The sequence below is a fragment of the Dyadobacter sp. 3J3 genome (assembly GCF_009801115.1).
Taxonomy (GTDB): domain Bacteria; phylum Bacteroidota; class Bacteroidia; order Cytophagales; family Spirosomataceae; genus Dyadobacter.
The window spans coordinates 77747-94182 of sequence record NZ_VTOL01000008.1 but is presented as its reverse complement, the minus strand read 5'-3'; the positions used below and the strand labels follow the sequence as shown (position 1 = coordinate 94182).

General features: G+C 38.2%; 10 protein-coding genes. All 10 read left to right on the top strand.

Going from position 1 to position 16436, the window contains the following annotated elements; genetic code table 11:
• Positions 1–92 precede the first annotated feature (92 nt).
• Positions 93–407, top strand: coding sequence for a helix-turn-helix transcriptional regulator (locus tag FZF08_RS32335; RefSeq protein WP_159471220.1), 315 nt, complete (start codon positions 93–95; stop codon positions 405–407).
• A 19-nt stretch (positions 408–426) separates the two neighbouring features.
• Positions 427–1065, top strand: coding sequence for a DUF1819 family protein (locus tag FZF08_RS17855; RefSeq protein WP_159471218.1), 639 nt, complete (start codon positions 427–429; stop codon positions 1063–1065).
• Positions 1058–1651 (top strand): DUF1788 domain-containing protein, encoded by a 594-nt coding sequence (locus FZF08_RS17850; protein ID WP_159471216.1) that lies wholly within the window; start codon positions 1058–1060, stop codon positions 1649–1651. The genes FZF08_RS17855 and FZF08_RS17850 overlap by 8 nt, the downstream gene beginning before the upstream one ends.
• Positions 1635–5174, top strand: coding sequence for a BREX system P-loop protein BrxC (gene brxC / locus FZF08_RS17845; protein ID WP_159471214.1), 3540 nt, complete (start codon positions 1635–1637; stop codon positions 5172–5174). Before FZF08_RS17850 ends, brxC begins: the two co-directional genes overlap by 17 nt.
• On the top strand, positions 5171–6457 hold the full coding sequence (locus tag FZF08_RS17840) for an AAA family ATPase (protein ID WP_159471212.1): 1287 nt from the start codon (positions 5171–5173) through the stop codon (positions 6455–6457). The genes brxC and FZF08_RS17840 overlap by 4 nt, the downstream gene beginning before the upstream one ends.
• On the top strand, positions 6444–7076 hold the full coding sequence (locus FZF08_RS17835; RefSeq protein WP_159471210.1) for a hypothetical protein: 633 nt from the start codon (positions 6444–6446) through the stop codon (positions 7074–7076). The genes FZF08_RS17840 and FZF08_RS17835 overlap by 14 nt, the downstream gene beginning before the upstream one ends.
• An 89-nt stretch (positions 7077–7165) precedes the next feature.
• Positions 7166–10558, top strand: a complete 3393-nt coding sequence (pglX, locus tag FZF08_RS17830) for a BREX-1 system adenine-specific DNA-methyltransferase PglX (RefSeq protein ID WP_159471208.1) — start codon at positions 7166–7168, stop codon at positions 10556–10558.
• Entirely contained in the window at positions 10558–13071 is a 2514-nt protein-coding gene (gene pglZ, locus FZF08_RS17825; RefSeq protein WP_159471206.1) for a BREX-1 system phosphatase PglZ type A, read from the top strand. The genes pglX and pglZ overlap by 1 nt, the downstream gene beginning before the upstream one ends.
• Positions 13072–13080: 9 nt before the next feature.
• The gene (gene brxL, locus FZF08_RS17820) at positions 13081–15111 is read left to right on the top strand and encodes a protease Lon-related BREX system protein BrxL (RefSeq protein ID WP_159471204.1); all 2031 of its coding nucleotides are present in this window, start codon (positions 13081–13083) and stop codon (positions 15109–15111) included.
• Positions 15112–15233: 122 nt separating this feature from the next.
• Positions 15234–16268, top strand: a complete 1035-nt coding sequence (locus FZF08_RS17815) for a PD-(D/E)XK nuclease family protein (RefSeq protein WP_159471202.1) — start codon at positions 15234–15236, stop codon at positions 16266–16268.
• The last annotated feature ends 168 nt before the right edge of the window (positions 16269–16436 follow it).

The following is a 16436-nucleotide window of genomic DNA, read 5'->3' as shown; positions in this document are numbered from 1 at the left end:
TTGATTCCTTGCTTCATATTTACTTCCACAATACAATACTTTCGAATTCTTATTTTATATTTGACAATTATGTCAAGACAAAAAATTTCTAAATGGGCATGAGTAGCTTTGGTGAGTATATTAGGCAACTACGTGAGGAGACCCGGATGCCTCTGAGGAAATTAGCGGCGATAATGGACATTGACCAAAGCACACTAAGTAAACTCGAAAGGGGTGAAAGACCAGTGAATAGGCAAGTGCTACCCATAATTGCAACAACTTTTCATCTGGATGAAAAGGAGTTAATAATTAAATTTATGAGTCATTATGTTGCTAATCAGTTGGTTAATGAATTGTATGCTCAAGATATTTTGTCAGCCGCATGTGAAGAGATAAAGTCTCTACAAGCAAGACCAGTTACATTTTAGTTAATAAGTATTTTCAGAGGTGGTAGACTACAAAAAATATTCATTTTCATTCACTGCTGCATCTGCATTGATTCCTGAGACACTGGTCATTAGTGAGGAGTATGATAGGTTGAGGGACTGGACCCTAGTTAGGGAGTCGGTTATGAATAAGAATTTATTGAACAAAGTTAAAGAGGCGACGATAAAGCGAGAATTCACAGAGGTTAAAAAGAGAGTAATGCTGCTTACTGATGGGCAATTAAGTTTGCTCGTCAATGGGAGCTCCGATGATGTGCGGGCAATGATTTTACTAGGTTTGGTTAAAACCTATCATTTTTTAAAGGATTTTATCGTTGAAGTGGTTCGTAATAAGTATTTAGTTTTTGATAAGCCTTTGCATGACATAGACTACATAAAATTTTTTAACTCGAAGGTTCTTTTTCACTCGGAATTGGAAAATTTGACTGACTCCACCAAGAAAAAGATCAAACAGGTTATTTTTAGAATATTGGAAGAGGTTTATTTATTCTCAAATACCAAAATTCCGGTTATCCTTAAGCCTGCTCTAAGTAATTATGCGGTTCAAGCAATTGTAGAAGATGATCCGTTTTTACTTAACTGTTTTCTTTTTTCAAATGATGAGATAAGAGTGTTAGCAAGTAATTATAAAAATGTCTAGAACAAAGAAATATAACACATCTCAGAATTTTGAGAATCTATACTCGATTCTTTCAAGTCAAAGGTTTTTACGCAAGGAGGGATTGGGTGGGGAATTGCCATTCTTTATTCATTCATATCCTGTCGATAAATTGACTGAGGTGACCCATAGCGTGCCATTTTTAGTCAAAAGATTACAAAATTTCGGAATAGAAATTTGTGAAGTGAATCTATATAAAACTATTATTGATATTCTACAAAGGGAGGGTTACTTTGATAAAGTGGTGGAGCAGGAAAGTAGAATGCCAAAGAGGCGGTTACTGAAAAATTTGAGCGGACCTTTAAATATAGATTCAGTGGTCATTCCTGAAATTCACAAAAGATTGGCAGAAACATCGGCAAAGATCATTTTTATTACTGGTATTGAAGCTGCTTTTCCCGTCATACGCTCTCACAGCATATTAAATAATTTAGAAACCCTTGTAGATGACTTGCCCTTGGTTATGTTTTTTGCAGGTGAGTATAACAATAGATCATTAACCCTCTTTAACCTGATCAAAGACGACAACTATTATCGGGCGCATAATCTTAATGAATACCAAATCTGAAATGAAGCAAAAGGAATTATATTTCAAAGATATCAACCGCCCGATTGAGGGAGTTATTAAGGCCAATGACGACAGGCATTTACTTAATGAACTAGATGAATATGTATTGACTGACGAGTTGATGGGCAAGGCTAACAGGAACAAAATGTTGCCTGGTTTGTTTGCCGATTTGGGAGGAAAGGATTTTAAGAGCAGTGTATGGATATCTGGATATTTTGGATCTGGGAAATCTCACTTGCTAAAGATGTTGTCTCTCGTTTTGGAGAATAAAGAAATTGGTGACGATAAATGTGCAGACTTATTCGCAAAAAAAGTAGATGATTTTGAGTTTGAACATAATATTAAAAAGGCTGCGAAGATTCCGACACAAGCCATTCTTTTCAATATTGCTGCAAAATCTGATGGTGTAACCAGCATGGGTGCCGATACGGACCCAGTTTTGAGTATTTTTCTTAAAGTGTTTAACGAACTGCTCGGATATGATCCTGTGTATCCCGAAATAGCAGAAATTGAAAGGCATTTAGATAGTATCGGGCAATACACGTATTTTAAATCCCAGTATGAAAAACGCTTTTTGAAAACATGGGAAGCAGGCAGAAAGGCAGCATTACTTAATCAAGATGAAATAGCAGATGTATTTGCCGAAATAAAGTCTATTACAGCTGACGACGCCAATAGGTATATTGATAATTTGATCAATAACTACAAGCTTGATATTAACGGATTCGGTGATCTGATATTAAATTACATTCAAGCCCAACCACCTGGATTTCGGCTTGTTTTTTGCGTCGATGAGGTCGGGCAGTTCATAGCGGGAAATGTACGATTGATGCTAAGCCTTCAAACGATTGCCGAAACGCTTTCATTTAAAACCGATGGGCAATCGTTTATGATTGTTACATCGCAGAATGATCTTAATGCGACCATCGGAGACATGAATGCCACACAGGCTCACGATTTTTCGCGAATTCAAGGGCGATTTGAAATCAAAATACCCTTAACCAGCGCAAATGCGGATGAAGTAATCCAGAAAAGATTACTGCTTAAAAATGACCAATCGGGGATATTGTTATCTGGCATTTATGACAAGGAACAACATAATGTAAAGACCTTACTAACATTTGGTGATAGTTCCAGGACCTATCAGAAATACCGTAATTCAGACCATTTTGTTAGTACCTATCCATTTATCCCTTATCAATTCGATTTATTTCAGGCTTCTATTAGGGCATTGTCGGATCATAATGCATTCATAGGCAGCCAACAGTCAGTCGGTGAACGTTCTATGCTGGGCGTGTTTCAGCAGGTGGCCAAAAGCTATGCAGAAAAGGACATTTCATTTCTGGTTTCCTTTGCACACATGTATGAAGGAATAAAGGATGTGCTGCAAAGCAAGATCCAAAGCGATATTCTTCAGGCAGGTAGGAGCGTCGATTCCGAACTAGCAAAGGATATCCTGAAAGCATTATTTTTAGTCAAATACATCAAGGGTTTTCACGCATCTTTGGGGAACATAGCTATCCTTTTATTGCCGAAGTTTGATGTAGATATTGCTGCATTCCATGTCAAAATCCAGGAAGCTCTGAATTTGCTGGAAAATGAAACCTATATTCAAAGGACAGCGGGTAACTTTTACGAATACCTGACCAATCAGGAAAAGGATATTGAAGACGAAATCAAGAGCACAGAAATCGATCCTTCTGCTGTAGGCGAATTGCTGTCAGGATATCTGTTTGACGATATTTTGAGGGACTCAAAAGTCAAACTCGATAACAATAATCAGCCGTATGAATTCGGAAAGAAGTTGGATGATCGGATATTAATCCGTGAGAAAGATTTCTACGTAAATTTTATCACGCCGTTAAATAGTAATTCCGTGTCTACATCCAATGTGAGCATGTTCTCTATTGGGCGGCCCAATGATCTGGTGATCTTTTTAAAAGAAGACAGTCGCCTGATAGCAGATTTAAAACTGATTCGTAAGACTGAAATATATCTCCAGACAACAGATGGTTCTGATACGGTAAAAAGCCGGATACTTTCTGAAAAAGCCCAACAAAATCATGACAGAAAAAGAGCCATTGTTAATCAGTTAAGAGAGTATATCGGCGAGGCCAAAATGTATCTTAATGGCTCTGAGCTAGCAGATATTACAACCAAAGATCCGCGAACCAAAATTACACAAGGGGTTCAGCAGCTGATAAAAACCATTTTTACCAGTCTGAAAATGCTTACGGTAGATTTTACTGAGGCGCATTTAACTAAGATCATTCAAAGCCAGGATGATGTATTGTTTCAGACTGCCTTGCATGAAATAGAACTTGAAGTTTTGAGCCGTGTACAGCGTAATAAGGTTAATCATGAACGGACGACGATTAAAAGTCTGCTTGATACATTTGGTGCGCGTCCTTATGGCTGGTATCAGGTGGCTGTTTTGTGCATAATTGCTAAACTTTTCAAACGAAATAAAATAAGTTTGAAGCTTGATGGTAACATCCTGGATGATAGAAGTGTACTCGCTGCTTTGCAACGAAACAACCAATACAGTAGCACGATCATCGATCTGGAAGAGGAGATACAGTCCAGTCAGATCAAAAAGGTAAAAGATTTTTACCAGGAATATTTTCACGAGCCCAACTTAGGAAACGAACCAAAAGAAGTTTCGCGGTTATTCAAGCAACGCCTGAAAACAGAGATTGATGACCTAAATATCTATTTTTTACAGAGAAACCGGCTTAAATTCCTGGAAGCACTAGACGAACCACTTAGGCGGCTGAAGCACGTATGGGAGAAGGATCATCCTTATTTCTTTATAGCGTTTGATCAGTATGAGGACGAACTGCTGAATGACAAGGAGAACGTGCTGGATGATGTTAAAAAGTTTATGAAGGGGCCGCAGTTTGCCATTTTCGAAACTTTAATGAAATATCTGGAAGGTAACAATGCCAATTTTGATTATATAAGCGGAGACGACATAGGGAAATTGCGTATGGTGGCCGAGAGCGCCGTTCCATATAAAGGGGCAATGATGCAAGAAGCAAAGGCTACTTTGGATTCGATACAGAAGGAAGTTTCAGAACAGCAAATAACAGAGCGTGCGACTGCCGTACTTGCAATCTCTGAAAGTATTAAAAAGTTAAAATCATTTGCAGATTTTGAGAAATTAGACAGCAGGCAGCAGTTAGAAATTCTGGCTGATTTCGAAGCAGGTCTGAGTGAAATTGAAAAGGAAAGGTACATCGGAAATATTCGTAATAAGGCTTACCGGATTACTACGGATGTGTACCAAAAGCAACTAGACCGGATGACCCGGCTGGCAAATCCGCCTAAGCCAGTAAGTTTGTCAGGCTCGGCAGTTCCGGAACCAGTCGTTCCAAGGATTGTATATATAAGGAAGGAAAATGTGAAAATTACCTTTTCTAAACATGCGTTGGAAAACAGGCAAGACGTGGAAGCTTACCTTACAGCACTGAAAGAACAATATTATCGTATAATTGATGAAGACAAACGAATTGCTTTATGAGAAGTGACTTAGAAAATATTGAACTGATAAATTACAGATGTTTTAAACACCTGAATCTGGCTTTTAAGGAGAGGGTGAACTTGCTTATTGGTGATAATTCCAGTGGGAAAACCACTGTTATTCGTGCTCTAAGTACTGTTTTAAGCTCGTTTTTTACTGGATTCAGTGATGATAATACAAAGTTTGTAGGTTTAAAGGACGATTTTACGATTTATGAGTCTGAAACAGGGTTGGCGGATGAACTGCCTATAAAGGTAAATTTTAAAAATTTGGGTACGGAAGCGACGCTTGAACGGCATTCCAAAAAGGGACGCACTTTAAAAGGGCCTCTTAAACCAATTGCGGAGAAAGGTAAAACTCTAAAAAAGGAAGTTTTTGAAGGACATTCTCGCCGCGGAGCTTTACCTCTTTTTGCTAATTTTTCAACCGCAGATATTCATTCTAGCAGGAAATTGTCTCCTTCTCCCTTCATTCGATATGAACATAAGCCATCTTTCGGTTATTATGAATGTTTACAAGGGGATGGACTGCTTCCTTACTGGACTAAACGCCTTTTGGTTCTTAAAGAGGCAAATAAGGGCGGAATTGAAATTGATGGGGTCACCAGAGCCCTAAGAAAGGCCCTCGGATCAGAAGGTTGCAATATCATAAGCGATCTTCAAATACGGCATAATCAGAGTAAGGTTTATTATATGCTTTCTGATGGACGGGAAGTTGATACCGATAATTTATCAGACGGATTGATGAGATTGGTAAACATTGTGATTGATATCGCTTTTAGATGCCTGCTTTTAAACAAAGGTATTTATGGAGAATCAGCTTATGAGCTAACAGAGGGCACTGTCTTAATTGATGAAATTGACTTGCATTTACATCCGACGCTGCAATCTGTTGTGGTAAAAGGTTTGACGAATGCATTTCCGAGATTACAATTTATCATTACTTCTCATGCACCCATGGTGATGACTGGTATTCCAGCGGATGATTGTAATATCATTTATAAGCTTGAATATTCCCCCACACAAGATTACACAGCGACTGAAGTTGAGCTCTATGGTCTTGATGCAACGACTATTCTGGAAACCGAATTAAATGTTGTTCCTCGATTTAAGGATGTGGACGATCGGCTTAAAATTCTATTCTCTTTCATTGATAAGGAGGATTATACCAGGGCATCTCAAAAGCTGAAAGAGCTAAAAGCAGATTTGGGGGACAAACTTCCCGATCTGGCAAAAGCGGAAGCTATGTTAAACTTTTTAACAGGCACCAATGATCACGATTAGGAAAGGTAGAGAGCCGAGGGAGTGGACGGCTAAGAAGAAAACAGAAGGATTTAAGGAATACGAACCAATACCCAAACTAAGAAAGGCTCTTCTTAAGGAACAGGGGAATATTTGTGCATACTGTATGCGTGAAATTCCGCTAAGTAAACGTGACATTAATCTTTCTGAGACTTCTAAAATTGAACATATCAAATCAAGAGAGTTTCATAGTGATGAGCAGCTAGATTATGACAATATGGTCATTTGTTGTCCTGGCTGTATAGATGGAAACGATCATTGTGATAAATCCAAAAAAAGCCAGGAAATCTCTTTTTCTCCTTTTGATCCAAATGTACAGAATAGTATTACCTATGGTTCCAAGGATGGTTCAATAAGATCTAACCGTGAAGATTGGGATAGAGATATCAATCAAATTCTTTGCTTAAACAATAAGAGATTAAAGGCTAACAGAACCAGTGTTCTTAAAGGAATTATCGAGTTATTGGATAAAAAACATTGGAAAGTGGCTGTGATTCAACAAATTATCGAAGAATGGAAAACACCAGATAAAGATGGGAAAATGAAACCATATTGCGGAATAATTATAGCCTTTTTAGAAAAAAGAAATCGCGCCATTTAATAATTTTATAAAATTTAATGAATACCAACTCCCTCAAACGCTTTGCAAAGGAAGCGCGCATAAAATTACTTGACCAGGTTGAACGTAAAGTGGAGTTTGTACTGAGCCAGGATACGGCCGGGCTACGTGGAAAAGAAAAGGAAATTGCACAGCTTAGGAAAAAAATAGAGCAGGTTGGCCGTATGCAACTGGTAGAAAATGTGGCGTATACTTGGTTTAACCGGTTGATGGCTTTGCGCTTTATGGATGCCAATGGGTACACGATACCGAAAGTGGTAACGCCGCTGGAAGGTATGAGCAACCCGGAGATATTGCAAAATGCCTTGGCCGGACACATTGAACCAGAACTAAAACTGGACCGGAAGCGGCTGGATGATTTACTGGATGGCCGCACTGCCACTGCCGATGCACATACGGAAGCTTATAAAATGCTGTTAATAGCAGTTTGCAACCAGCTTTTTACGGTAATGCCCTTTATGTTTGAGCGCATTAGTGATTATACTGAACTGCTTTTGCCGGACGATCTTTTGAGTGAATACAGTATTGTAACTGACATCCGCAATGGAATGACAGACGAAGATTGTAAACAAGAAGAGATCATTGGTTGGCTTTACCAGTTTTATATTGCTGATAAAAAAGACAGTGTTTTTGCTGGACTGAAAAAGAAGATAAAGATTACGCCTGAAAATATTCCTGCCGCAACGCAGCTATTTACCCCACGCTGGATTGTGCGTTATATGGTGGAAAACACGCTTGGCAAACTTTGGCTAACACTTAAGCCGGATAGCAAGCTGCGAGAACACATGCCTTATTACATTGAGGCGCCCGAAGAAAATGCACCTGCGCCATTGCCGGAAGGCATTAATGGCGTAACCGATATTACTTTCCTGGATCCTTGCCAAGGAAGCGGACACGTTTTGGTATATGCCTTTGATTTGTTTACCAAGATTTATGAGGAAGAAGGCTTTAATACCAATGAAATTCCTGCGCTGATATTACAAAATAACCTTTTTGGGATAGATATCGATGAAAGAGCAGCGCAGCTTGCCGCTTTTGCTTTAACCATGAAAGCCCGTGCCTATTATACCCGTTTTTTACGAAAACCCGTACAGCCACATGTGATTGCGCTTGAAAATGTAACGGAAGATACCATCCGCCAAGCTGTAAAATTACCAGTTACTATTAATGGGAAAAGCATTGTTACTCATAATGAATTAAGCCTTTACCAACTTACGCAAGCCGATAATTTTGGCTCATTAATTACCATTGAACCGGAAGAGATAAAGGCTATTGAAACAAAGGAAGGCGATTTGTTTTTGCAGGAACAACCTTTGAAATTGAAATTACAGGCTGAGTTTTTAAGTAAGAAATACCATTGTGTAGTTACGAATCCACCGTATACAGGTGCGAGGAATATGAATGATAATTTGAAGGCTTGGCTAGATTTTAATTATTCAGAGGGTGCAAATGATTTATTTTCTGCATTCATAATGAGATGCTCTTCATTGACTCATGAAATGGGTTTAACAGGAATGATTACTTTACATGGTTGGATGTTTATTTCAACATTTAGTGAATTAAGAAAATGGGCATTAGAAAATCTTTCTTTTAAAAGTTTAGTCCATGTAGGCGGGAATAGTTTCCCTTCTATGAATTCACAAATTGCAAGAGCTGTTTCATTTATATTTAAAATTCAGAATAAAACAAATAATGGGACTACAATATGTTTCGATTTAGATTCAATAAAAAACTCACATAGTGTGGATAAGGAATCTCTTTTTAAAAAGAAACGAGAAGAAGATGACTGTCTTATAAAAGATTTTGAAAAGTTTAAGAATGTACAGTCCAATACTATTTTATATTCAATTTCAGATAGCTTACTGGAAATTTTTATAAATAACAAAACCATAGGTTTATTAGCGAAGCCACGACAGGGGTTAGCTACGGCAGATAATGATCAATTCGTCAGATTTTGGTCAGAAGTTTCTTTTAAAAAACAATATATATCAAATCAGGCCACAAATAAGTGGTACTGTTATAATAAAGGGGGAGATTTTCGGAAATGGTATGGCAATAATCAATTCGTTGTTAATTGGGAAAATGATGGATTTCAAATTAAACATAATTTTGATTCCAAAGGAAAGTTAAGATCAAGGCCACAAAATTCCGATTTTTACTTTAAGCAAGGGTTGACGTATAGTTTAATTGGAAATACAAGTTTTTGTGCAAGAAAGTATTATGAAGGTCATTTATTTGATGTGGGGGGGTCTGGTCTCTTTGTAAGTAGAGAAATTGAAATGTTGCTATTAGGCTTGATAAATAGTGCTGTTGGTTCTTATCTGCTAAGTAAGTTAAACCCGACCATCAATTTTCAGGTTGGGGATATCGCTAATATTCCAGTTGTGATCCCAACAGAAGGTATAAAATCTAAAATTGAAGCTTTAGTCCAAACTAATATTCAAATTGCCAAAGAAGAAAGTACATATTGGGAGGAAAATTATGAATTTACAGGACTAATAGAATTAGTCGAAAAAAATTTAACAATTTCAGATTATTTTTCTGATAAGGTAAAAAGTGTAGTTGCACACATTCAAAATCTTTATGATGGTGAAAAGGAATTGAATTCGACTTTTACAAATTTATACTCAATTCCTAATGAAAGTGGTCTTGCTGATTCAGTTACTATTAATCTATATGGTTTATGGAAGTCAGCTGACGGTATTATTCAAGTCAACGATGAAGAAATTTTATTAAAATGCATTCAAAACTTTATTTCCTACTCAGTAGGCAACCTTTTCGGTCGTTACAGCTTAGATAAACCTGGCCTGATCCTTGCCAATGCCGGAGATACTTTACCCGATTTTTTACAACAAATTCCCAACCCCGCTTTCATGCCCGATGAAGAAAACATCGTTCCGGTACTGGATGGAGAATGGTTTACGGATGATGTAGTGGGCAGGTTCAAAGTATTTCTGAAAGCCGCATTTGGAGAAGAACATTTCGAGGAAAATCTCCGGTTTATAGAGGATACGCTGGGCAAGGATATTCGTAAATACTTTGTGAGGGATTTTTATAATGACCATATCAAACGGTATAAAAAGCGGCCGATTTATTGGATGTTCAGCAGTGGCAAAGGGCATTTTAAAGCACTTATTTACATGCACCGCTACCAGCCGGATCTGTGTAGTATGCTGTTAAATGATTACTTACAAGCTTTTATAACGAAACTGGAAGCCGCCAGGCAAACCCAAACGCAGTTATCATTACGCGAAGACATTGCTCCACGCGAAAAAATCACAGCACAAAAGGAAATTGATAAAATAGATGTCATTCTCAAAGACTGCCGCGAGTACGAAAAAACATTGTTTACCTTAGCCACCCAAAAGATTAGCATGGATCTGGATGATGGCGTAAAAGTCAACTATCAGAAGTTTAAATCGGTTTTGGTACTAATAAAAGGATTAGAAAAAGAGGAAGAATAATGACAGATTTATTTGCTGTAAATACTAAAGTGCAGTCGGCGCTAGAGAAACTATTTCACCAGCACCGGCTCGTATTCTGGTACGACGATAAAGCCGAAATGACCGGGCTGTTTGAGAGTCTTATGATACCGGAAGTGCAGAAGCTAGTAATAGAAAATAATGAATTTGGACTCAAATACAGGATATTAATCGAGCAGCCCACACAGAAGTTTTTATTATACCAACCCAAGGAAAAACCAGCCGACGAGCGTGAGAATTGGTTACTGGATCTTCTTTTATCCAACTATGAATTTCACACAGAGGCATCGTCGCTCTATTTGCAGGATCTGGAACTGCCCCAGGAATTCAAACCGCTTGTTCAGGAGCACGAAGAATTTTTCAAGGTTGAAAAGCGGATTAATGAGCTCAAAGTTTTACTAGAACCTGACGATAGAGAAAGCAAAATACGGTTAAAAATGCTGGCCGTTATTTGCGGCAGTGTACCTGAATGGGAAAAAGTATTATATGTTTTGTTTAGCGAGCAACTGAAAAATGTACAGGATAAATACAAAGCCATTGAAAAATTTAATCTTTGGAGCTATTTATGGACAGAAGTTGAAACGAAGTATGGCTATAAATCACCGAGCCGCACCATCAAGGACTTCTTGCTGCAATTGATACAGGATAATTTTGAGCGTAGTATAACCGGAGGTAAATCGACATTAAACAAAAATGCCTATTTGTTTGTAAACCGCTGGAAAGAAAATATAAAAGCCAGCCGGGTTTTTTATGATTGGAGTTTACAGTTGGAACAGGACCTTTCAATTGAAGATTCGATCCGTCCGTTGGTAGCAGAGAATTTATTGGGTGCAGATACCTATTCAGTCATCGACAAAAAAATCATACTGGCAGCCAGAGAACATATCACCCACAACACCCTGCCCAATTACATCTTGCAGGAATGGATTGAAAAAAGGAAAGTTAAATTTTTCTACACAGATTATCAGCAAGTTTACCAAGCATTAAGTCATGCATCTACCTTACTGGATGAAATCCGAAAGATGGATCTGAGCATTGACAATCCGAAAGATGGCTTTGAAAAATATGGAAAACAATGGTACAGAATAGACCGGTTATACCGGAACTACATTTTATGCAGTGAACAAGCGGAGCACCAGAGCGTTTTAAAAGATCTTACCAGCCAAGTGGAAAAAGCTTATGGTAATTCCTTCTTGGTAACATTGGGGGATAACTGGCAGAAAGTCATTGATGGTATGAAAGAGTGGAGTATTGAAAAAACCATTCAGCAGAAAGATTTCTATCAAAAGTGGATTACTCCGTATCATGGGAGAGATAAGCGCGTATTTGTCATTATTTCCGACGCATTGCGTTATGAGTCCGCCGCGGAATTTAGGGAAATACTATTGAAGCAAGATCGCTACACCGCAACGCTTAATGCTATTTTGGGTTCTTTGCCTTCTTATACACAGCTAGGCATGGCGTCATTGCTACCTCACAAGTCACTGACGTACAATGAACCATCTGAAATAGTATATGCAGATGGTATTAGCACGCAAGGACTGGCCAATCGAATCAAGATCCTTCAAAAAAATCATGAAGGTACAATAGCTATAAGTGCCGAAGATTTGCTAAAAATGAAGAACACAGATGGTCGAGAATTTATTAAACCTTATAATGTGGTATACATTTACAGTAACCACATTGATAAAATAGGGGATGATAAGACCTCAGAAAGTAAAGTTTTTGAAGCCACCGCAACCGAATTCGATTATTTGTTTAAAATCATTAAGCATATCAATAATATGAATGGTTACAACATGATCTTGACGGCCGATCATGGTTATTTGTACCAACATAACCGGCTGGATGAAACGGACTTTACCAGTTTCATACCCGCAGGAAATGTATATAAAAGCAGCAGGAGATTTGTTATCGGAAAAGATTTGGTTGAACACCCATCTGTACAAAAATGGAAGGGTAGTCAAATCGGATTGGCTGATGACACTGAAGTGCTGATACCAAAGTCCATTAACCGCATTCGAATCCAAGGAGCGGGTAGCCGTTTTGTGCATGGCGGGTCTAGCTTGCAGGAAATTGTGATTCCAGTACTTGAAATTAACAAAGCACGTAAAAGTGATATTGAACAGGTGGAAGTTGACATCATCAGCGGGTCGTCTAATATCACCAGCAATAATTTTGCTGTTAACTTTTACCAAAAGCAACCAGTGGCCGATAAAGTGCAGTCCCGACAAATACGAGCCGGATTTTACTCGAAATCTGACAAATTGCTTTCAACAATTGTCACTTTGTTATTTAATAGTACAGATAATGATACCATTGCAAGGGAAAAAAGGCAAGGATTTCTCTTTACTCCGGAAGCGTCAAAACATAATGGAGAAGATGTTTCGCTGAAACTGGAAGAGCAAATAGAAGGAACAAATCAGTTTAAAACATACAGAAATTTTCCTTACCGCATGCTGATTGCATTCAGCAGTGAGTTTGATGAATTTTAAAATATTAGAATGATGGATGCATTAGACCGCAAGCTGAATGACTCGTTTACTGGTAAGGTTGTCAGGAAAGATTTAACAAAACAGATAAAGGAAGGAGCCAATGTTCCGGTTTATGTACTAGAATACCTGCTCGGAATGTATTGTGCGACGGATGATGAAGCTACGATTCAGGATGGTATTCAAAAGGTAAAAAAGATACTTTCTGAGAATTATGTGCGTCCGGATGAATCGGAAAAAATAAAAGCCAAAATTAAGGAAAAAGGCCGTTTTAAGATCATAGATAAGGTTTCTGCCAAATTAAATGAGAAAGCAGACCGGTATGATGGATGGCTTTCAAGTATTAATCTGAAAAACGTAATCATTGACGACGGTTATATCCGCAAATATGAAAAGCTTTTGTCAGGCGGGATCTGGTGTATCCTCACATTGGAATATTGGTATGATGAAAACTCCAAAGATTCCCCTTTCAAAATTGTAGAGCTTAAACCGATTCAAATGCCGGAGACGGACATTACTGAATTTTTACAGCATCGAAAAGACTTTACATTAGAAGAATGGATTGATGTGATTTGCCGAAGTGTGGGCATGGAGCCTGTCAACCTGGACGAAAAGACCAAGTGGCATCTGGTTGCCCGCATGATTCCTTTTGTTGAAAAGAATTATAATATCTGTGAACTGGGGCCAAGAGGGACAGGGAAGTCTTATGTATATGATGAGATCTCTCCATACTCTATTCTAATTTCTGGCGGGCAAACAACGGTTGCCAATTTGTTTTACAACATGAGCAGCCGTACGGTGGGTTTGGTAGGGATGTGGGATGTGGTCGCTTTTGACGAAGTGTCGGGTATCAGCATGAAGGATAAAGACGGTATCCAGATCATGAAAGGATTTATGGCCAACGGATCGTTCAGCAGAGGTAAGGAAAGTATCAATGCGGATGCATCCATGGTATTTGTTGGAAACATCAACGGCTCAATCGAGAACCTGGTAAAAACCAGCCATCTACTTGCTCCATTTCCAAAAGATATGATTGATTCAGCATTCTTTGACCGCTTCCATCATTACCTTCCGGGCTGGGAGGTTCCCAAAATGCGTCCAGAATTTTTCACCAATGCCTACGGATTCATATCTGATTACTACGCGGAATGTCTCAGAGAGTTACGTAAACATAACTTTTCAGATGTTATCAGCCAATATTTCCGCTTGGGCAAAGATCTGAACCAGAGAGACTCCATTGCGGTCAAGCGTACGGTGAGTGGTTTGGTGAAACTCTTATTTCCAGATGGTAAATTTACCAAAGACGAGCTTAGGAAATGCCTGGAATATGCTCTTGTAGGGAGAAGAAGGATCAAAGAGCAATTGAAAAAGATAGGAGGGATGGAGTTTTACGATGTCCATTTCAGCTTTATAGATCTGGAAGATAATGAAGAACATTTTGTAGGTGTGCCAGAAAGTGGTGGAAAGTCATTGATTCCGGAAGGAGACCTACCAGCTGGCACAGTGTATGCCGTAGCACAAAATGCTGATTCGGGTCATAAGGGATTATTCCGGTTGGATATTCAGCGAATGCCGGGAAACGGTAAAATCAGTGATACCGGATTTGGCGGCGGAACGGCCATCAAGGAAGAACTTAAAGAAGCAGTGAACTACGTTCGTTCCAATTTGAACCGTGTTACACAAACCGCAAAGTACAGTGATTTTGAATTCCACTTGAAAGCATCAGATTTAAATGGAATTGGTAATACAAAAGGGTTGGAACTTGCAATCCTGCTTTCGATCATATCCTCGATTACAGAGCGGCCATTGCTTTCGCAGCTGGTTATTTTAGGGTCAATGAGTATAGGAGGAGCAATTATAGGCTCCGATAATCTGGGGGAACATTTGCAAGTTGCAGCAGACAGCGGCGCAAAAAAAATATTGATACCTGTGGTAGACATGGTTCAGCTTGGCAAAGTTCCGGCAGATTTAATTTCCAAATTTAGCTTGGTTGTGTATTCAGATCCAGTTGATGCTGCGTTTAAGGCAATGGGGCTGGGGTAGGGACAAATATATGATTGAACGATTCATATAAAGATAAACAAAGAGAGATAGTACGGTTAATTAGTTTGAGCCCCCAAATGTAGGCGTTACCGAATTGTACCACAATTTTATTTTCATACTTTATGTTCAATGGCCTCCTTTCTCTGTATCAAAAAGAAAGCAGAATTGGGCGAACTCCGTTGGAAGATTTCGTCACTGAGATCTTTGCCAAAATACTTGATAGAAATAAAGGCTTTCAAAAAGTATTTACCAATCATTTGGGTTTGTCTGACGATGACTATCAAGTAGCGACACAAAAGAAGTATTATCCAATTAATGATCTCCCACGTATTATCGACATTGTGTTAAAAGGGAAACAAACAGATAGTCTATGTTTTTTTGAAAGTAAGGTAAACTCCGTGGAGAATGAAAGGCAATTAAATAGCTACCAAAGCATTCTGCTAAATGAAAAAACTTTTGAAAAAGAGTATCAGATTAAGGGTCAGAGATTACTCGTGTACTGCACAAAAAACTACGATCCTAAAATAGAAGATTGGAAGGTTACATTTAGGCAATTAAGATGGTACGAGATTTACGAATTGTTGTTTCAGTTCAGAGAGGATATGTACGTAGATGATTTTTTAAAATTACTTCAAGCAAAAGGTATGAGTCAAAGAATGGTTTTTTCAGCGGAAGACTTCGTCGTATATAAAAATATCCGGGATTCAATGAGCGTCTTGAGAGAGCATTTGGAAAAATCTAAATCGCATTTTTCTGAATCTTTCAATAAAGGCAAATCTCCAATCAACGGATTAAAATTGAAGGAGGTTTTCAGCCAAAACAAAGTTTTTTACCGGTACGAAAGGGTTTTAGAAGGTCAAGGGTATTCCGATATGAAATTTGGATTCGATTTTGAACTTCCAAGCATTTTTGTAGACATATGGGTCGATCAGACGAATACTAATTTCGAAAAAATGGAGCGAATTGCCAATCGCAAACGCTTGTCGGTCTTGAAGATAGACAACGGAATGGTAATTTTTCTCCATAGAAAGATTTCCGATTTACTGAATTCAAAAGAGGCTGAGCTTGTAATAGGTAACTGGTTTAAAGAACAATTTGAGATTTTTAAGAGTTACATAGCTGACACAGAGAAAGAAGGAGTTAGGTGGATTGTATAGATAATCTTCTGTTTTCATACTTTCAGATTGCGCGCTGATAGTTTTTTATTCCTTTTAAAAATGGTGGTATTTATGTCACAAAAATATTAGGTATTTGTGACATAAAAGTTGAATAGATTATGTGTTAAATTTATTATAGTCAGTAACTTATGTTCATATTAGCTTAAT